The sequence below is a fragment of the Amycolatopsis tucumanensis genome, assembly GCF_021654135.1.
Taxonomy (GTDB): domain Bacteria; phylum Actinomycetota; class Actinomycetes; order Mycobacteriales; family Pseudonocardiaceae; genus Amycolatopsis_E; species Amycolatopsis_E tucumanensis.
On record NZ_JAKGSD010000024.1, the window covers coordinates 67,805 to 85,973 of the forward strand.

Consider the following 18,169-nt stretch of genomic DNA (forward strand, 5'->3'; position numbering starts at 1 on the left):
GGTATGACCGAGAACGAGTGGCTGGCCGAGCGGTTCGAGTCGCACCGGGCGCACCTGCGAGCGGTGGCGTACCGGATGTTGGGTTCGCTGACCGAGGCCGAGGACGCGGTGCAGGAGGCGTGGCTGAAGCTCAGCCGCAGCGACGCCGGCGAGGTGCGCAACCTCGGCGGCTGGCTGACGACCGTGGTCGGCCGGGTGTGCCTGGACATGCTGCGGTCGCGGTCGTCGCGCCGCGAGGAGTACCCCGAGCGCCTGCCGGACCCGATCATCGTCCCGGAGGACGGCTCGCACCCCGAGCAGCAGGCGCTGATCGCCGACTCGGTCGGGCTGGCGCTGCTCGTCGTGCTGGACACGCTCGACCCGGCGGAGCGGCTGGCGTTCGTGCTGCACGACATGTTCGCGCTGCCGTTCGACGAGATCGCCCCGATCGTGGACCGGACCCCGGCCGCGGCCCGTCAGCTGGCGAGCCGCGCGCGGCGGCGGATCCAGGGCAGCCCGACGGTGCCGGACGGGGACGTGACCCGGCAGCGCGAGGTGGTGGACGCGTTCTTCGCCGCCGCGCGGGACGGGAACTTCGCCGCACTGGTCAGCGTGCTGGACCCGGACGTGGTGCTGCGGGCCGAGGCCGCCACCCTGCCCGCGGGCGCGGCCCGGCTGGTGCGCGGGGCCGAGGCGGTGGCCGGGCAGGCGCTCACCTTCCGGCAGTCCGGCCAGGGCGGGCAGCCGGTCCCGGTGCTGGTCAACGGCGTCGCGGGCCGCCTCATCCTGCGCGACGGCCGCCCGCAGACGCTCTTCGCGTTCACGGTGGTGAACGACCTCATCGCGGCGATCGACATCATCTCCGACCCCGAGCGCCTGGCCGAGCTGGCCTACTGAGCCAGCAGGTCTGCCACCTCGTCCACGGACCAGAAGCCCGCCGCCCCGCGCAGGCCGCACAGGTACTCGGCCACGCGGGGCGGCGGCCAGCCGTGCGACTCCCGCAACCCGTCGCCGAGCATCCGCAGGTACACCGCCGACGGCGGGTTCCACGGCACCTCGTCGGCGGCCCACGGAGCGGTGAACGTCAGCACCGGGAACCCGTCCAGGTCGCCCACGTGCAGCAACGTCTCGTAGCGCCCCGGCCCCAGGACGTCCCGGCCCGCCGACAGCACCGTCGTCAGGTCCAGGTCGCCGTCCGGCGCGCGGTACATCTCCTGCGCCGCCAGGTCCGAAAACTGCCCCACCGTCAGCAGGTACGCCCGGCCGGCCGCGGTTCCCGGCAACGAGGGGTCGTAGAACGCGCGGCCGCCGCCCCACGTCGCGGACTCGGTCGCGAAGTACACCGCGCCGGGCATCGAATGGGCGACGATCCGCTCCGGCGGACGCGGGTCACGGCACCCGGGGCACGACCGCCGCCCGCCCGGCGGCGTGCCGCCCTCCAGGTAGTACCGCAGCCGCGCGGCGTGCAGGTTGGACCCGTAACCCACGTACCAAACCGACCCGGTCACGGGCCGATTCTGGCGGAGTTTTTCCTACCCCGCAGGGTGTTGTCGCAGGCAGGGCGGTCTGCGAGGATTGGCCCCCTTCGCGATGGAGGGAGACCCGGAAATGGCTTCGCGGCTCAACCCGTACATCAGTTTCGCCGGCGACGCGCGGCAGGCGATGGAGTTCTACCGGCAGGTCTTCGGCGGCGAGCTCAACCTCAACACCTTCGGCGACTTCGGCGGCATGGAAGGCGCCGACGCGGACAAGGTCATGCACGCCCAGCTCGAAACCGAGCGCGGCTTCACGCTGATGGCCTCGGACACCCCGCCCGGCATGGAGCACCAGCCCGGCAACAACATGTCGATCAGCCTCAGCGGCGAGGACGCCGACGAGCTGCGCGGCTACTGGGACAAGCTGTCCGACGGCGGCACGGTCACCGTCCCGCTGGAGAAGCAGATGTGGGGTGACGAGTTCGGCGCGTGCCTGGACCGGTTCGGCGTCTCGTGGATGGTCAACATCGCGCAGAGTTCGTGATCCGGGACCGGTGATCGAGAGCGCGCCGCCGGGTTACCGTTCGGTATGACCTCTCTCGATCACCGGACGCCGGTCCTCGTCGGCGTCGGCCAGGCGTCCGAGCGCATCGACGATCCCGGCTACCGCGGGCTGTCCGCGGTCGAACTCGCGGCCGCGGCGGCCCGGGACGCCCTCGCCGACACCGGCGCGGACCCGGGTGACGTCGCGTCCGCCGTCGACACCGTCGCGGGCATCCGCCAGTTCGAGATCTCCACGCCGATTTCGCACTCACCGCTGGGCCGGTCGGACAACTTCCCGCGCTCGGTCGCGAACCGCGTCGGCGCGGCGCCCGCCCGCGCGATCCTGGAGGTCACCGGCGGCCAGTCGCCCCAGCACCTGGTCACCGAGCTGGCCGGGACGATCGCCGCGGGCGGGGCCGAGGTCGCGCTGGTCGTGGGCGCGGAGGCCATCTCCACGGTCCGGCACCTGCAGCAGGCCGACGACAAGCCGGACTTCACCGAGCACGTCGACGGCGACCTGGAGGACCGCGGGTTCGGGCTGAAGGGCCTGGCCAACCGGCAGATGCTGGCGCACGGCCTGCTCGAACCGACCAGCCAGTACGCGTTGTTCGAGAACGCCCGCCGCGCCCGGCTCGGCCTGTCCCGCGAGGACTACGCGCTCGCGATGGGCGAGCTGTTCGCGCCCTTCACCGCGGTCGCCGCGGCCAACCCGCACGCCGCCGCGCCGGTGCGGCGCGACGCCCGCGAGCTGGCGACGCCGACCGAGCGCAACCGCCCGATCGCCGACCCGTACACGCGGTTCCTGATCGCCCGCGAGCAGGTCAACCAGGGCGCCGCGGTGCTGCTGATGTCGGTGGGCGCCGCGCGGCGGCTCGGCGTGCCCGAGGAGAAGTGGGTGTTCCTGCACGGCCACGCCGACCTGGAGGAACAGCCGCTGCTGGAGCGCGAGGACCTGAGCGGGTCGCCCGCCGCGGTGATGGCGGTGCGGCACGCGCTGGACCTCGCCGGCATCGGGGTCGGCGACCTGGCCACCATCGACCTGTACAGCTGCTTCCCGGTCGCCGTGTTCGCCGTCTGCGACGGGCTCGGCCTGGCCCCGGACGACCCGCGCGGCCTCACCGTCACGGGTGGCCTGCCGTTCTTCGGCGGCCCCGGCAACAACTACTCGACACACGCGATCGCCGAGACCGTCGTGCGCCTGCGCGCGCGGCCGGGCGCGTTCGGCCTGGTCGGCGCCAACGGCGGCATGCTGTCCAAGTACTCCGCCGGTGTGTACTCCACGACCCCGGCGCCGTGGCGGCCCGGCCGCAGCGCCGAACTGCAGGCCGAGCTGGACGCGCGCCCCGCGGTGCCGACCACGGTGCACCCGGACGGCTGGGCCACGCTGGAGACCTACACCGTCCAGCACGCCGCGGGCAGCGCCGTGGTCATCGGACGGCTCGACGACGGCCGCCGCTTCCTCGCCTCCACCAAGGACGAGGAGACGCTCGGCAGGCTGCTGGACGGCGAGCCGATCGGCAGCAAGATCCACGTGCGCTCGTTCGGGTTCGGCAACCGGGTCACGATGACGGCCGAGCGGATGGCCGAGCTGTTCCCGCCGCGCGCGCCGGGCTTCCGCGACGACTACGAGCACATCCTGGTGCGCCGCGACGGGCACCTGCTCGAAGTCACCATCAACCGCCCGGATTCGCGCAACAGCCTGCACCCGCCTGCCAACGCCGAGCTGGACGAGGTGTTCGACGCCTACTTCGCCGACCCGGACCTGTGGGTCGCGATCATCACCGGCGCCGGCGACAAGGCGTTCTCCGCGGGCAACGACCTCGTCTACTCCGCGAGCGGGAAACCGATGTGGGTGCCCAAGAACGGGTTCGCCGGGCTCACCAGCCGCGAATCCCTGCCGAAACCGGTGATCGCCGCGGTCAACGGGTTCGCGCTGGGCGGTGGCTGCGAAATCGCCCTCGCCTGCCACCTCGTGGTCGCCGACGAGACCGCGCAGTTCGGCCTGCCCGAGGTCCGGGTCGGCCTGGTCGCCGCGGCGGGCGGCCTGGTGCGGCTGCCGCGCGCGATCCCGCCGAAGGTCGCGAACGACGTGATCCTCACCGGCAGGCGGTTGTCCGCCGCGGAGGCCGAGTCCTACGGCCTGGTCAGCCGGGTCGCGCCGGCCGGGCAAGCGCTGGCGGTCGCGCGCGAGCTGGCCGCCGCGATCCTGGAGGGCTCGCCGACGTCGGTGCGCACCTCGCTGCGGATCATGGCGGAGGCGGACGGGTTCGCGGACACCGTGGAAGCCGTCCGGCACCCCTCGCCCGCGCTCGACGAACTCCTCGTCAGCCAGGACGCGTTCGAAGGACCGGCGGCGTTCGCGCAGAAAAGGAAACCGGTGTGGCGAAACCGCTGACCCGAGCGGTTCCGCGCTGACCGGTGTGAGTAACCGCGTCCGGCCGCCGTGACCCTGTGTCCCGGCGCCGGACGCGGCTCGCCAGGTCACCACGTTCAGGGGTCGTTCGACCCGGCGAAAAGCCGTTCTCACACTTTCCGCCGTCCGCCTCCCGGCACAGACTGAATACGGATTTTCCGCATTTCCGGAAACCGTTTCGAGAATTCCTTTCGGGAGGCGAGATGGCGGTGCCTGCGACCGTGCGCCTGCGGGAGAAGTCCATGCCCATGCGGGATTTCCTCGCCGACTGCGTCAGCGCGCTGTCCGAGGGGCGGACCAGCCGCGAGCTCACCACGTTCCTCACCGCGGGCGCGGCCGCGCTCGCCGCCGAGGAGGACCGGTGGGTGCAGTGGGGCCTGGAAACGCCGGATCTGCCGGAACTGCACGGCGCGATCGCCGCGCTGGCCCGGGACTGGTTGTGGCAGCAGACGATCGACGACTTCTTCGTGATGCACAAGCCGCCGGGGCTGCGCCTGCGCCTCGCTCCCGCGCCCGGGCACGCCGAGCACGTGGAAGCGTTGCTGCGCAAGCGGATCCGGCTGTGGCAGGACATCGGCCTGGTGACCAGGGCGGTGCCGTCGGTGTACGAGCCGGAGGCGCACCTGTTCGGCGGTCCCCGCTCGATGGCGTGGGCGCACCGGCTGTTCACCGTGGACTCGCTGACCTGGCTCGACCACCACACCCGGCCGTCCGGCTGCCCGCAGTGGGCGCTGTCGATGCTGATGCTGCGCGGCGTCTTCGACGGGCTGCGGATCGCCGGCTGGGAGGACCGGGACGTGTGGGCGCGGGTCCGCGAGACCGGGCGGCGGCACCCGGAGCCGGTCGACACCGCGGTCGCCGCGGCGGGCCTGCGCCGGTGGTGGCACCACCCGGACGAGCTGGCGGCCACCGTGCCCGGGCCGGCCCGGCGGCTGGCCGAGCGGCACGCCGAGGAGGTCCGGCCGCTGCTCGACGGGTGGTGGAACCACTACTTCACCGCGGACGGCGCGCGGGTCGGCCCACGCGAGGCGGCCTGCTACTACGTGGTGTTCCACTGGAACCGCGGGACGCTGAGCTTCGGCAGGCAGGTCCTGATCGCCGAGTCGCTGGCGGCGGGCGATGACTGATCCCGCACTGGTGAGGGTGGCGGGCCTGCCCGCGGCGCTGCCCGCCGCGCTCGGCACGCCCGACCTGACCGAACGGATGCGTCACCTGATCCGCGCCGAGACCGCCTACCGCGCGTGCGCCGCGGACGTGGCCGAGCGCATGGGCGCGGAGCTGGTCCCGGCCCTGCCGCGCGAGGCGCGGCGGCAGGCGCTCGACGTCCGGCGCCGCCTGCACCGCGGCGAGTTCGTCCAGCCCGGGGACCTGGACTACCGTCCGCTGGCGCGGATCGCCGAGTGGGGCGCCGCGCTGGCCGCCGAGACCGCCGCGCTGCACGACGCGGTCGAGCGGACCGCCCGGATGCACCACGGCCTGGTGTGGGACCTGATCACCGCCGATCCCGCCGCGGCCCGGATGGTCGCCGCCACCGCGCCCGGCGTCGTCGAGGACATCCGCGCCCGGCTCGCCGCCGGTGAGCCGTGGACCGGCAAAGCACTGCGCAAACGCGCCGACTACCTGCTGCGGCTGCTGTTCCGGGCCGCGTTCAAGACCACCCCGCGCGGCTGGCTCGCACACGTCGCCCTGGCCGGGACCGGCCCTGGGCCGCTGACGGTCGGCGACCACGCGGTGCACCGGCTCACCAACATCCAGGAGGACCGCCGCAGGCTGACCGCGGCCCCGGTCCTGCCGGACGCGTGGCTGAGCCTGACGGCGCTGCGGTGGACGGAGGGCGACCGGCTGTGCTGGCACGTCGCCGACCACGACGGGCCGGACGCGGTGCGGCGCGGCGACATCCGGCGCACGCCGGTGGTGGACGCGCTGTGCCGGGTTCTCGGCGCGCGGGCGATGCGCACCCGGGACGTCGTCACGCTGCTCGCACCGGACGCGCGGCGCAAGCCGGTGCTGCGCGAGTTCCTGCGGCACCTGGCGCAGCTGGGGCTCGTGCAGGTGTCGTCGGCGCCGACCGGGCGGCTGCACCGCTGGCGGGTCGCCGCCGAGCCCGGCGACGGGTTCACCGACGTCTACCGGCGCGCGCACGGCGGCGTCCCGGTGCCGTCGCGGCTGCCCGAGCTGGTCGCCCACGCGGGACGGCTCGCCGCGGTGATCGCCGACCGTCGGTCGCACCCCGCGCTCGACCTCGTCGGCCCCGACCCCCGGCCGCTGTCGGAAATCGTCGCGGAGGCCTTGGACTCCGGCGAGCCGCCCCGGCCCGCCCTGCCCGGCTCGGCGTGGCCGGAACCACGGCCGCGGACCACCTACCAGCGGTTGTGCGAGTGGATGGCCCGGCACGCCGACGAAAGCGAGATCGAACTCGGCCCGGCGGTGCTGGACTACCTGGGCGCGCCGCCCGCGCGGCCGTCGCCGTGGCCGGTCGACTGCCTGCTCCGCCCGCTGCCGGAAAGCCGGGCCGTGCTGGAGGCCGTCACCCCGGCGGGCGTGACGGACGCGCGGTTCGCCGCCGCGCTGCAGAGCCTGCACGGCGAGGTCCCGCAGGTCAGCGCGCACCGCGCGTTCCTGACCGAGACGGCGGCCCGGTGCGGCGCGGAGCTCGTCGAGGTGCTCGTGCCGCCGCAGGGCAGCCAGGGCGCCAACACCGTGCGCCGCCCGCGCTACACGCGGACCTGGACCGGTGACGCCGACCCGGCGACCTATGTGGACGATCCGGCCGGGATGCGCCGCTACCTGCCGCTGGACGAGATCACGCTCCGCCGCGACGCGCGTGGCGTGATCGCGGAGGACCGCGCCGGCCAGGTGCTGTGGCCGGTCTACCACGCGACCCGGCGGCCACCGCCGCCGTGGGACCTGGTGGTTTCGCTGCTCACCGCGGCGTCCCCGGCCCGGCGGCTCGCGGTGTCGCACGGGTTCGGCGATCCGCGCGCCGCCTTCCCCGGCCGCGCCCGCACACCGCGGCTGCTGGTCGACCCGGACCTGGTGATCGCCCCGGCGACGGTGTTCGCGGGCCGGGACGTGCTGCCGGAGCCGGGCGGCGACCGGTTCGCGCGGATGCGGGCGCTGGCGAACCTGCGGCTGGTGACCGGCGCGCCGCGGTGGGTGTTCGCCCGGGACGGCCGCCGGTCCCAGCCGGTCGACCTGGACAGCGTCGCCACGTTGCGGGTATTCGACCGGATGCTGGCCGACCCCGCGGTCGGCGGCCTGGTGCTGGAGGAGATGCTGCCCGCTCCCGACGACCTGACGGTGTCCGATGTGGACGGGTCGCGGCGAGCGGCGCAGGCCGTGGTGCGGTTGCCGCTGGGCGCCTCGCCGTCCCGGCTGGCCGACGACGTGACCGCCGCCTGGCAGCGGATCACCACCCGGCGCGCGCGGCGCGCCCCAGAGACCACCGCAGTCGGTGGGTAGAGGAAACCAACGGAAGGAGTTCATCATGGAGTCGACGCTGGAGCTGTCCGAACTGGACGGTCTGGTCGAGCGGCTGGACGCGCGGATCAGCAGTTCCGGGGACCCGGAAACCGGTAAGCCGCCCTCCCTGCTGCTGTGCAGCGGGTATTGCGGCGACGAAGATGCGAGCTGGTTCGTGTGCTGACCGGTACGGGATGGCGCGGGAGCTGACCGGCGCCGCCGCCACCACGGTCCTCACGACCTGGGCCGAGCAGCAGGAAGCGAGCACGGCCGCACCCGATGCCGGGGCGGCCGTGCTCGCCACGCTGCTCGGCGACCACCCGGCGAGCCGGGCGGCGCTGCGGGCCTGGTTGCAGGCGATCCCGCGCTGCTCCGGTGCCGGTCTGCACGGCGGCTTCGCCGGGGTCCTGGCCGGACTGCGCCTGGCCGCGCGGGTCGATCCCGCGTTGGGGCCGCTCGCCGACCGGACCGCTGAGCGGCTGGCGCCGGGCGGCGGCTGGCGGTCGCGCGAGGTCGGTTTCGCCGACTACGACCTGGTTTCCGGACCGGCCGGGCTGCTGGCGGTGCTGCCCGAGGCGTCAGCAGCGCGGGAGCACCTGGCCGCGCTGGATGTGCCCGGCGGGTTCCGCATCGGCGGGGCCGCGCCGGCATGGGCGCGGGGCGGGGTCGTGACCGGGTTGGCGCACGGGGTGGCGGGCCCGCTGGCCGTGCTGGGGCCGGGCGGGTCGCCGGATCTGGCGTCGTGGCTGGTCGAGCACCAGGAGACGGACGAGCTGGGCGTGGTGTCGTGGCGCTCCCGCCCGGACGGCCCGCGGCGTGCGGTGGTGCGGCGGCAGGCGTGGTGCTACGGCACGCCCGGGATCGCGTGGGCACTGTGGACGGCGGGCGGCGCGTTCGCGGATGCCGGCCTGCGGGCGATGGACACACTGTGCGCGGCGTACGACGAGGAGGTCCACCTGAACGACCACCCGCTGAGCCTCTGCCACGGCGCCGCGGGGGTCCTGCTGATCGCCGACGCGTTCGCGAGGAACTCCCCCGTCGGCGGCCCCCTGCGGGACCGCCTGCTCCGGTTCCTGCACACGCGGCTGCCCGACGTGCTCGTGATGACGGACCTGAGCCTGCTCACGGGAGCCACCGGAGTGCTGGCCGCACTGCTCACGGTCGAGGGCGCGGATCGGGACTGGTTGCGCCTGCTGGCCCTGGCGTGATTTCAATTGCCGCGGCCCCACGGATCACCGCTACGCACCCCGCCGCGACCACAGCTGCCGCAGCGTGAAGCCGCGTCCCGAGGGGTCCAGGGGGCGCGTCGCCTGCTTGAACAGGTACTCCGCGCGCTCGTAGGACAGCCGCCCGCGGCCCGTGTCCGGGCAGAGGTCCGCGGCGCGCCGCATGCGGGCCGGGCCGGGGCGGCGGTCCGCCAGGAACACCGGCCCGCGCGTGCGCCCGCCGAGCAGTTCAGGCAGCAGACGCGCCGTGCCCGAACGCCACGTCACCCACCGCGAACCCACGCGCGCCCGCCGGTCCGCCAGGTCCAGGTCCTCCACGTTCAGCGACAGCACCGGCCGCACCCCGGCGGCCGACTCGTGCAGCAACCGCCACAACGTCCGCTCCCGCACCGGCGCTTCCACCGTCCACAAGCGACGCAGCAGGTCGTCCGCCAGACCCGGCACGCGTGACCGGCTCTCCGCGCGCCGCTCCAAGCCGTCAGCCAGCTCCGGCCGCCCGGCCCACGCCCCGAACGACCGGACCGCCGACCGGTGCCGGTTCCACGTCTTCGCCGCCGCGTCGCCCCACGCCACCTCGAAGACGCCGGTGACGTCGTCCCCGGTCAGTGACTCCAGCGGCCGCCGGTCGCCCAGCGCCAGGCACAACCGGCGCAGGGTCTGGCCGTACGACCGCAGCGTCGAGGCGTCCAGGTCGTCCCGCGCCAGGAAGTCCGCCGCCGCCCGCCCCAGCGTCGCGACCGGCTCCGCGGGCCCCAGCTCGTCCGCGCGCCGCAACAGGAAGTCGCGCTCGGCCGTGTTCTTCGCCAGCGCCGCGGCCCGCGCGAACTCCACCCGCGCCTCGGCGCTCCGGCCCAGCTCCGCCAGCAGATCGCCACGCACGCTGGGCAGCAGGTGATAGTCCCGCAGCGTGCGATCGGCGAGCAGCTCGTCGGCCAGCGCGAGCCCGGCCGCCGGGCCGTGCGCACGGCCGACCGCGACCGCCCGGTTCAGCCGCACGACCGGCGTGGGCAGCAGCCGGACCAGCGCGTCGTAGAGCACCGCGATCTGCCGCCAGTCGGTGTCCGCCGCGGTGCGGGCCTGCGCGTGGCACACCGCGATCGCCGCCTGCAGCACGTACGGCCCCGGCGGCCCGCCGAGATCGCGCGCCCGCAGCATCGCGGTGAACCCGCGCCGGATCAGCAACGGGTCCCAGCGGTCCCGGTCCTGCTCGTGCAGCTGCACCGGTTCCCCGCGTGGCCCGGTGCGCGCGGCCGACCGGGACGCCTGGATCTCCATCAACGCGACCAGCCCGTGCACCTCGGCCTCGTCCGGCGCGAGCTCGGCCAGCAGACGGCCCAGCCGCAGCGCCTCCTGGCACAGGCCGGGCCGCATCAGGTCGTCCCCGGCGGTGGCGGAGTAGCCCTCGTTGAAGATCAGGTACACGACCCCGAGCACCGACGACAGCCGCTCGGCCAACGCCGCGCCTTCCGGCAGCTCGATCGACACGCCCGCAAGCGTTTGCTTCGCCGCCGCGATGCGCTGCGCGACCTGCTGCTCGGTGGTCAGGAACGCGCGCGCGATCTCCGCCGCCGACAGACCGCCGACCACCCGCAGCGTGAGCGCGACCCGCTGCTCGGTCGGCAGCACCGGGTGGCAGGACAGGAACATCAACCGCAGGACGTCGTCGTGCTGAACGTCCCGCGGCTGCGCCAGCTCGCGCGCGAGCTGCTCGTGCCTGCGCTCCAGCCGCTCGGTCCGCCGCAGGTGGTCGATCGCGCGACGCTTCGCTGTGGTCATCAGCCAGGCGGCCGGGTTGTCCGGCACGCCGGACGACGGCCACTGCTCCAGCGCCGCGACCAGCGCGTCCTGGGCCAGCTCCTCGGCGAGACCGACGTCCCGCACCAGCCGCGTCAGCCCGCCGATCAGGTTCGCCGACTCCCGCTTCCAAACCGCGTCGACCGTGCCGCGGACGTCGGTCACCCGAAGACCTGGTGGATGCGGCTCTCACCGTCCCCCACGATCCGGCGGAAGCGGCGGGCCAGCTCGACGGCCTCCTCCTTGGAGCTCACCTCGACCAGCGCGAAGCCGCCCACCGACTCCTTGGCCTCGGTGAACGGGCCGTCGGTCACGGTGATCTCGTCGCCCGCCGAGGTCACGCGCGTGCCGGCCGGGTCGAGCCCGCCGGTCGCCAGCAGCACGCCGGAGGCCGTCATCTCCTCGATGAACTTGCCCATCTCGGCGAACAGCTTCTCGTCGGGCGCTTGACCGGTCGCCATCTGCATCATCAGGAATCGCATCGGCCCAGCTTAGCGGCGCATTCCCTGTCACATCGCCCGGACGACGTGTGGATGACCCTCCAAGAAAGGAACCCCCGAGATGACCACCACCGCCCTCCGGCCCGCCGCGTCCCGTCTGACCGCGCTGGCCGTCGCCGGCCCGCTGTGGGCCACCGTCTCCCTCGCCCAGGCGGCCACCCGCGACGGCTTCGACCTCACCCGGCAACCGCTCAGCTTGTTGAGCACCGGCTCGCTGGGCTGGCTGCAGATCGCCAACTTCGTGGTGGTCGGCGTCCTCACCGTCGCCGGCGCGAAGGGATTGCCCGGCAAGTGGGCGCCCCGGCTCGTGCTGACGGCCGGCGTGGGCCTGGTCGCCGCCGGGGTCTTCCCGATGGACGCCGTCGGGTTGTCCTGGCACGGCGTCGGGCACATGATCGCCGGCACCGTGACCTTCGCGTCGCTGATCGCCGCCTGCCACGTGCTGGGACGCCGGTTCTCCGGTCGCGACGCGGTTTTGTCGCACCTCGCCGGCACGGCCCTGCTCGTCGGCGACGGCTGGGCGATGGCCCGCGGTCCGGCCGGTTCGCTCACGCTCGCCGTCGGCGCCATCGCCGCCATGCTGTGGATCTCCGTCGCCGCCGCCCGTCTCCGCTGAAAGGAAGTCCTGCCATGACTGTCACCGAATACCTCGAGAAGCTGCCCGCCGCCCAGCGCGAAATCGCCGAACGCCTGGTCGGCCTGATCGAGACCGCCCTGCCCGGAACCGGCGCCGTGTGGCACGGACACCCGGTGTGGAGCCTCGGCCCCGCGCCCGGCAAGCAGGCGGTGTGCCTGGTCAAGGCCTACCCCAAGCACGTCACGTTCGGCTTCTGGCGCGGCCAGGAGATCGCAGACCCGTCCGGCCGCCTGCAGCCGGGAGCGCGCGGGATGGCGAGCGTGAAGCTGCGGGAGCCCGGCGAGATCGACGACGAACTGTTCGCCAACTGGCTCAAGCAGGCTGCCGAACTCTGAGCGGAGCGCCGGGCGATCCCGCCCGGCGCTCCGTCACGTCTCCGGCCGGCACAGCACCGGGTTCGCCAGCTCGGCGCAGGGCCGGTCGCCGTGCGAGCGGACGATGTCGGCGCCCACCTGGTTCGTGAGGTACCGCAGGAAGCTCGCCGCGAGCGAGTCGGCCTTCGGTTCGCCGTAGGTGTAGGCGTACTCGGTCTGCCAGAACGGGTACACGCCGTGGTCGGCGCCCTGCACGCTCGCCTTCTGGCCGTCGATCCAGACGGTGCGCAGGTCCGCCCGCTTCTCCGCGGCGCCGAGTTCGCTGTAACCGATCGCGCCCGGGGTGGCGGCCACGGCGTCGAGCAGCGACTCGGTGTCGTTGCGGCGGCAGCGGATCACGTCGGCGGCCGTGCCCGGGCGTCGCGGCTCGACGCAGTCGTTGGAGTTCTCCCCCGGCTCGATCGCGTCGAGCACCTGCTGCTCGAACGTCGTGCGTGTGCCGGAAAGCGCTTCCCGGTCCACGATCCGCACCTCCTGGTCCGCGCCGCCCAGCTCCTTCCAGTTCCGGACGCGCCCGGCGAACACGTCACGCACCTGCGCCGCGGTCAGGTCCTGCACCCCGGCGTCCGGGTGGATGACGATCGTGAACAGCAGGAACGCGATCGGCCGCGGCAGCAACTGCGGGGACCGGTCGCCCTTCACCCCGTCGGAAAACGCCAGCACCTCACCGCTCTTGGCCGCGTTGAGCCGTTCCAGGCCGTCGGTGCTGCCGCTCATCTCGATGGTGAACTTCGCGCCGGGACAGGTGCGGCTGTAGGAGCCGGTGGCTTCCCGCACGACGGGGGCGAACGCGGTGGAGCCGGTGACGGTGAGCGATCCGGAAGCGCAGTCCAGCGGCGGCGGGTCCGGCGTGGCCAGCCCGATCACGAACGGTTCAGCCAGCGCGACCGACACCAGCAGGTACACCAGCACGGTCAGCCAGCGCGGGATTCCGGTGCGGCTCTTGGTCTCCCGGATCGCGCCGTTGCGCACGCCGCCCTTGATGCCGGCGATCACCACCGGGTCCGGGCACTTCTTCACCTTCGGCCCGGCGCGGTCGAGCACCGCGAGGACCTTGTAGTGCTGGCCCTGGTTCAGCGGCACCTTCGGCAGCTGGATGACGCCGACGTTGCGGCCGTCGCTGTCGACGATGTTGTCCACGCCGAGACCGGAGTTCTCGCCGAAGTTCTCACGCAGGAAGTCGTCGCTCAGCTCGGTCACGACCATGCCGGCGACGCGGCGGTCCGGGAAGTTGATCTTCACGCCCGCCTGGACGTTGCTGAGGACGGCGTAGTCCTGGCTGTCGATGTTCGTCGTGCCGGTGTTCTCGATGCGCACCAGCACGAACGACGGGTCGGTCAGCGCCTTGCCGTCCTTGTCGTCCAGGCGTTGCAGCGCGCCCGCGTTCTCAGCCGCGACCTCCTGCCGCGCGGTGGTGTCGACCTGCACGCGGTAGCCGAGCCGTTTGCGCCCGACGAACACGAACTCCCACAGAAACGCGAACACCGGCACCACGAGCGCCAGCACCGCCAGGACGATTTCCCAGGGAAAGTTGGACAACCGGGCCTCCGCGCTGGGGACACAGGACGAGACATCCATCTTGTGCGAGCGCGAGCCGGAAGATCACCGCTCTCCGAGCTGTTCGGCAGTTGTTCACCCGGGCGTCAGCCGCATTCGACCGACGAGGGGGTGTCGTCCTCCGGCCCGGGGAGGTCGACGCGGTAGCCGTGGAGCATTCCGTGCGCCCTGCCGTAGAAGTCCGGGCTCTCGTACCAGGTGCAGGTGACGCCGGTGTCGTTGGTCCAGGACGAGATCCGGTCGGCGAGGTCGTAGGTGGCGAGGTCACCGACCCGGTCCCCCGGTCGCAGGGCCAGACCGCCGCCGGTGAAGCCGTGGTCCCGGTACAGGCACAGGCTGCCCGGCGGGCAGTCGCGGCCGTCGAACGTGGAAACCTCTTGTGCCGCAGCGGTGGCCGGCACGAACGCGATCGCCAGTACGGCGAGGAACACCGATGCACGCATGGCTCCGCGATACCCGCATCACCCGGATCAACGCGCTCATCACCGCATCGAGCTAGGGTGCCGGGAATGGCAGACCCCTACGGCTCGTTCGGACGCGGCTACTCGTCGGTGCGGCGGCCGGATCCGCGGATCGCCCGCCAGGTGCACGCCGCGCTCGGTGCGGCCGCGACGGTGCTGAACGTCGGCGCGGGCGCCGGATCGTACGAGCCGGACGGCCGGGACGTGCTGGCGGTCGAACCGTCGGCGACGATGCTGCGCCAGCGGCCGCCCGGTTCGGCCCCGGCCGTGTGCGCGGTCGCCGAGCAGCTGCCGTGCGCCGACCACCGGTTCGACGCCGCGCTCGCCGTGCTGACGGTGCACCACTGGCGCGACCCGGCGGCCGGGCTCGCCGAGCTGCGCCGCGTGTCCCGGCGGCAGGTGGTGTTCACGTGGGACGTCGAGGTGATGGCGCGGTACTGGCTCGTCGGGGAGTACCTGCCGGAGATCGCCGAGCGGGAGCGGGGCCTGGCGAATCTGGACGCGGTGGTGCGCGGGTTGAGCGGCCCGGACCGGCGGGTGGTGGTCCAGCCGGTGCCCGTCCCGTGGGACTGCAGCGACGGCTTCCTGGCCGCCTACTGGCGACGCCCGCACAGCTACCTGGACGACGACGTGCGGGCGGGCATGTCCGGCGTGGCGGCGCTGCCGTCGGACGTGGTGCGACCCGCGGTGCGGAGACTGGCCGAAGACCTCAGCTCCGGCAAGTGGCAGCGCGGCCACCGCGACCTCCTGGACCGGGATTCACTGGACGTCGGCTACCGCCTGGTGGTCGCGACTAGTGCCCCGAGTCGTTGATTCGTCGGCAGCAGGGGGCGAGGGAGTCGCCCAGGTGTTTTCGCCAACCTACCGAGCAACGGCCGCCGGCGGGAGGGCGATCAGCTGAGCGCGCCCGCGATCCCGCAGATCAGCGAACCCAGCCGCGTGTCCGACACACAGCCGCTCGCCGGCTGGGGCTGCGTCGGGTCCGGCGCGGGCGACGAGGACGGCGGGGTGGGGGTCGCCGGTGAGGTGGGTTCCGCGGGCGAGGACGGCGCACCCGGTGGCACCTCGGGCGTCGGCGCGCCTGGCACCGGGAGCCCGGGCGCCGGCGCCGACGGCACCGGAACCGGCGGGGTCGCCCTGCCCGGCCGGTTCACCGGCAGGACCCCGCCGACCTGATCCGGCGCGGGCCGGGTGACCTCCGGAGCGGGCGGGACGACAGGAGTCTCGGCCGGCGGCGCGACCGCGGGCGGCCGGGCGCCGATCCCGAGCGCGATCGCCGACGCGTCGTCGCTCAACCCGTTCAACCCGGGGCCCAGCGACCACGCCACACCCGCCGCGACCACCAGCGCCGCCCCGGCGGTCCCGATCTTCGCCTTCACTCCCATGCGCGCAGTTTAGCTTGCGCCGCAAGGCTTTCCGAGAAGTCAAATAGGTTACACCCGGACCGCGGCGAACCGCTCGGCCGCATCCCAGAGCTCTCGCTCGCGCCGCGGGTCGTAGGACTCCGGGGACGACGGGACGACCGCACCGCGGTCCACATAGGACCCGTTCGGCGCGTCGATCGCACCGAGGACGACGTCGGCCAGGTAGCGACCCGCGGTGGCGGGGCTGGTCGCCCACGGCGTCCAGGTCATCGCGGGCAGGATCCGGCGCACCGCGAACCGGACGACCGGATTGGCGTCGCGGGTGAGTCCGGTGCCGGGCACGAACGCCGGGTTGTACGCCACGGCCGCGACCCCTGGCGGCAGGCGCCGCGCGTACTCATGTACCAGGTGGATGGTGGCCAGTTTGCTCGTCGAGTACGCGGTGCGCCCCGCGGCCGCGCTCGACGGGTCCGGGAAGGCGCCGGGCCGCGCGAGCACGTCCGGGGACTGCCAGACCGGGCCGGGCACGAGCCCCAGGTTGTGGCGGAAGTCGCCGAAGTGGGTGTCGCTGGTGGTGATCACGACCCGCCCTGGGGTGGTGAAACGGTCCTGCAGCACGCGGACGAACACGTGGTTGGCGAGCACGTTGACCGTGAAGGTCGACTCGTACCCGTCCGGCCCCGTCGTGAGCGCGTTCGTGTGCTGGACGCCCGCGTTCCCCACGAACGCGCGCAGCGGCGGCAGGTCACCGCGGTCCAGCCGGTCGCGGATCGCGCTGGCGGCGTCCCCGACACTGCGCAGCGAGCTCAGGTCCGCGGTCACCGTGCCGTCGCCGAGGTCCGTTCGCGCGACGACGACCACGTGCGCATCGGGGTCCCGTCGACGGATCGCTTCCAGGGCGACGCGCCCGATGCCGCGGCTGGCGCCGGTCATGACGATCGTGTGGCTCATGCGACCACCGTCCCGCCCGCCGCGGAGATCAGCCAGGGACCAGCAGTACCCACGCTGATCCGGCGGGGAACGGACAGAATGGACCCGTGACCACCGGTTTCGGCAGCCTGCTGCGCGCCTGGCGCGACCGCCTGTCCCCGGCCGACGCCGGCCTGCCCGTCACGACCGGCCGCCGCGCTCCCGGCCTGCGCCGCGAGGAGCTCGCCCAGCTGGCCGGGCTGTCGGTGGACTACGTGCTGCGCCTGGAGCAGGGCCGCGCGAAGAACCCATCGGCGCAGGTGGTCGGCGCGCTGGCGCGGGCGCTGCAGCTGTCCCGGTCCGAACGCGACCAGCTCTACCGCGCGGCCGGCCTCCTGCCGCCGCAGGACGGGACGGTGAACGTGCACGTGCCCGCGGGCGTCCAGCGTCTCGTCGCGCGCCTCGGCGACGTGCCGATCGGCGTGTTCGCCGCGGACTGGACGCTGGTCTGGTGGAACGCGACCTGGTCCGCCCTGTTCGGTGAACCGGGCACCGACCGGAACCTGGTGCGAGCGGTCTTCACCGGCGCCGCCCCGCCGGTGCGGCCGGAGCGCGGCGCGGAGGCGTTCGCGATGTCGCTCGTGGCCGACCTGAAGGACGCCGTGTCCCGCTACCCGTCCGACGCCCAGCTCGACCGCCTGGTGCGGGAGCTGCGCCGGACCTCGGGCGCCTTCGCCCGGTACTGGGACACGCAGACCACGGCGGCCGTGCACGAGTCCGAACGCAAGACGGTCACGCACCCCGAGGTCGGCGACATCCTGTTCGACTGCGACGTGCTGCTGGTGCCGGGCGCCGACCTGCGAGTGGTCACCTACACGACGGCGGCGGGCAGCGCGGACGCCGGCAAGCTCGACCTGTTGCGGGTCACCGGCGGGCGTCCGCTGACCACGTCCTAGAGGTCGTCGCAGGCGGCCCTGGCTCGGTTCATCGCCGCGTCGAACTCCGGTCCGGACGCCTCGAAAGTCCGCGTGACGATCTCGAGCGGCGCCTTCAACGCGTCGGCGAGGGCCTGGTAGCGCGGATCCTGCTCGGCTGCCGCCGCCGCGAGCTGCGACGCCGCGCCCCACCGCTGGAAACCGGCGTACTGGGTGCCGGGATCGAGCGACGTGGTGCGTTCCACTGCCGCGCAGGCCGCCTCGGCGTCCGACGCGGCAGCGCCCGGCGCGGAGCCGATCCAGACCAGCCCGACGACTCCCGCGCCGACCACGAGCCCCACCACGAGGGCGGTCACGACGAGCGGCCACCGGCGACGCGACGGCGGGGCGGGATACGGCTGGGCCATGGAAGTCCTTCCGTGGGCGGGCTGTCCTCGCATGGACGTGCCGCCACCGCGCCCGGTTCCGCCGCGCCGGGCGGGTCAGCGCACGGTCACGTTGCTCCGGTCCGGAACAGCGGCTCGTGACCGGCGGGCGCAC

19 protein-coding genes and 1 pseudogene are annotated in these 18,169 nt (G+C 73.8%); 11 read left to right on the forward strand and 9 right to left on the reverse strand.

All coding sequences use genetic code 11. The features are described 5' to 3' along the window. The first annotated feature begins 3 nt into the window (after positions 1–3). Positions 4–876, forward strand: coding sequence for a sigma-70 family RNA polymerase sigma factor (locus L2C96_RS23290; protein WP_020417669.1), 873 nt, complete (start codon positions 4–6; stop codon positions 874–876). Here L2C96_RS23290 and L2C96_RS23295 read toward each other — a convergent pair. Further along, entirely contained in the window at positions 870–1,487 is a 618-nt protein-coding gene (locus tag L2C96_RS23295) for a hypothetical protein (protein ID WP_020417668.1), read from the reverse strand. The two genes, L2C96_RS23290 and L2C96_RS23295, sit on opposite strands and share 7 nt — an antisense overlap. Positions 1,488–1,587: 100 nt before the next feature. On the opposite strand from L2C96_RS23295, the gene L2C96_RS23300 reads away from it, so the two are divergent. The 6 genes from L2C96_RS23300 to L2C96_RS23325 all read left to right on the forward strand — a co-directional run bounded on the left by L2C96_RS23300 (position 1,588) and on the right by L2C96_RS23325 (position 9,080). Then, the gene (locus tag L2C96_RS23300; RefSeq protein ID WP_020417667.1) at positions 1,588–1,998 is read left to right on the forward strand and encodes a VOC family protein; all 411 of its coding nucleotides are present in this window, start codon (positions 1,588–1,590) and stop codon (positions 1,996–1,998) included. Between the two features lie 45 nt (positions 1,999–2,043). Further along, entirely contained in the window at positions 2,044–4,392 is a 2,349-nt protein-coding gene (locus tag L2C96_RS23305; RefSeq protein ID WP_237337743.1) for an acetyl-CoA acetyltransferase, read from the forward strand. A 221-nt stretch (positions 4,393–4,613) separates the two neighbouring features. Then, a complete protein-coding gene (locus L2C96_RS23310; protein ID WP_237337744.1) occupies positions 4,614–5,537 on the forward strand; it encodes a thiopeptide-type bacteriocin biosynthesis protein in 924 nt (307 codons plus the stop codon). Beyond that, positions 5,530–7,872 (forward strand): lantibiotic dehydratase family protein, encoded by a 2,343-nt coding sequence (locus L2C96_RS23315; protein ID WP_237337745.1) that lies wholly within the window; start codon positions 5,530–5,532, stop codon positions 7,870–7,872. The genes L2C96_RS23310 and L2C96_RS23315 overlap by 8 nt, the downstream gene beginning before the upstream one ends. 25 nt (positions 7,873–7,897) lie before the next feature. Continuing rightward, positions 7,898–8,056, forward strand: coding sequence for a hypothetical protein (locus L2C96_RS23320; protein ID WP_020417663.1), 159 nt, complete (start codon positions 7,898–7,900; stop codon positions 8,054–8,056). 10 nt (positions 8,057–8,066) lie between these two features. Further along, positions 8,067–9,080 carry a lanthionine synthetase LanC family protein gene (locus L2C96_RS23325; RefSeq protein ID WP_237337746.1) on the forward strand — a complete coding sequence of 338 codons (1,014 nt, stop codon included), beginning with the start codon at positions 8,067–8,069 and terminating at the stop codon, positions 9,078–9,080. 30 nt (positions 9,081–9,110) lie between these two features. Here the strand turns inward: L2C96_RS23325 and L2C96_RS45365 are convergent, their stop codons facing one another. From L2C96_RS45365 to L2C96_RS23335, 3 genes and pseudogenes are all read right to left on the reverse strand, one after another. After that, complete coding sequence (locus L2C96_RS45365) at positions 9,111–9,872, reverse strand: site-specific integrase (protein WP_372491257.1); 762 nt, start codon at positions 9,870–9,872, stop codon at positions 9,111–9,113. Continuing rightward, positions 9,846–11,057 (reverse strand): annotated as a pseudogene (locus L2C96_RS45370) (RNA polymerase sigma factor); the annotation flags it as partial. The pseudogene L2C96_RS45370 and the gene L2C96_RS45365, both read right to left, overlap by 27 nt. Further along, the gene (locus L2C96_RS23335) at positions 11,054–11,374 is read right to left on the reverse strand and encodes a YciI family protein (RefSeq protein ID WP_237337748.1); all 321 of its coding nucleotides are present in this window, start codon (positions 11,372–11,374) and stop codon (positions 11,054–11,056) included. The pseudogene L2C96_RS45370 and the gene L2C96_RS23335, both read right to left, overlap by 4 nt. 79 nt (positions 11,375–11,453) lie before the next feature. On the opposite strand from L2C96_RS23335, the gene L2C96_RS23340 reads away from it, so the two are divergent. Together L2C96_RS23340 and L2C96_RS23345 are read left to right on the forward strand one after the other, a co-directional pair. Beyond that, entirely contained in the window at positions 11,454–12,008 is a 555-nt protein-coding gene (locus L2C96_RS23340) for a DUF998 domain-containing protein (RefSeq protein WP_237337749.1), read from the forward strand. Between the two features lie 14 nt (positions 12,009–12,022). Continuing rightward, complete coding sequence (locus L2C96_RS23345) at positions 12,023–12,364, forward strand: DUF1801 domain-containing protein (RefSeq protein ID WP_237337750.1); 342 nt, start codon at positions 12,023–12,025, stop codon at positions 12,362–12,364. Between the two features lie 33 nt (positions 12,365–12,397). Here L2C96_RS23345 and L2C96_RS23350 read toward each other — a convergent pair whose 3' ends face one another. Together L2C96_RS23350 and L2C96_RS23355 are read right to left on the reverse strand one after the other, a co-directional pair. Next, the gene (locus L2C96_RS23350) at positions 12,398–13,942 is read right to left on the reverse strand and encodes a substrate-binding domain-containing protein (protein WP_237337751.1); all 1,545 of its coding nucleotides are present in this window, start codon (positions 13,940–13,942) and stop codon (positions 12,398–12,400) included. Positions 13,943–14,046: 104 nt separating this feature from the next. Then, on the reverse strand, positions 14,047–14,403 hold the full coding sequence (locus L2C96_RS23355) for a peptidase inhibitor family I36 protein (protein WP_237337752.1): 357 nt from the start codon (positions 14,401–14,403) through the stop codon (positions 14,047–14,049). A gap of 66 nt (positions 14,404–14,469) precedes the next feature. Here L2C96_RS23355 and L2C96_RS23360 point away from each other — a divergent pair, with 66 nt between their 5' ends. Beyond that, the gene (locus tag L2C96_RS23360) at positions 14,470–15,234 is read left to right on the forward strand and encodes a class I SAM-dependent methyltransferase (RefSeq protein WP_237337753.1); all 765 of its coding nucleotides are present in this window, start codon (positions 14,470–14,472) and stop codon (positions 15,232–15,234) included. 80 nt (positions 15,235–15,314) lie between these two features. Here the strand turns inward: L2C96_RS23360 and L2C96_RS23365 are convergent, their stop codons facing one another. Together L2C96_RS23365 and L2C96_RS23370 are read right to left on the reverse strand one after the other, a co-directional pair. After that, the gene (locus tag L2C96_RS23365) at positions 15,315–15,806 is read right to left on the reverse strand and encodes a hypothetical protein (protein WP_237337754.1); all 492 of its coding nucleotides are present in this window, start codon (positions 15,804–15,806) and stop codon (positions 15,315–15,317) included. Positions 15,807–15,854: 48 nt separating this feature from the next. Further along, a complete protein-coding gene (locus tag L2C96_RS23370; protein ID WP_237337755.1) occupies positions 15,855–16,736 on the reverse strand; it encodes a Rossmann-fold NAD(P)-binding domain-containing protein in 882 nt (293 codons plus the stop codon). An 86-nt stretch (positions 16,737–16,822) separates the two neighbouring features. Here L2C96_RS23370 and L2C96_RS23375 point away from each other — a divergent pair, with 86 nt between their 5' ends. Further along, a complete protein-coding gene (locus L2C96_RS23375) occupies positions 16,823–17,650 on the forward strand; it encodes a helix-turn-helix transcriptional regulator (RefSeq protein WP_237337756.1) in 828 nt (275 codons plus the stop codon). Here the strand turns inward: L2C96_RS23375 and L2C96_RS23380 are convergent. Next, positions 17,647–18,036, reverse strand: coding sequence for a hypothetical protein (locus L2C96_RS23380; RefSeq protein ID WP_237337757.1), 390 nt, complete (start codon positions 18,034–18,036; stop codon positions 17,647–17,649). The genes L2C96_RS23375 and L2C96_RS23380 overlap by 4 nt on opposite strands. Positions 18,037–18,169: the final 133 nt, after the last annotated feature.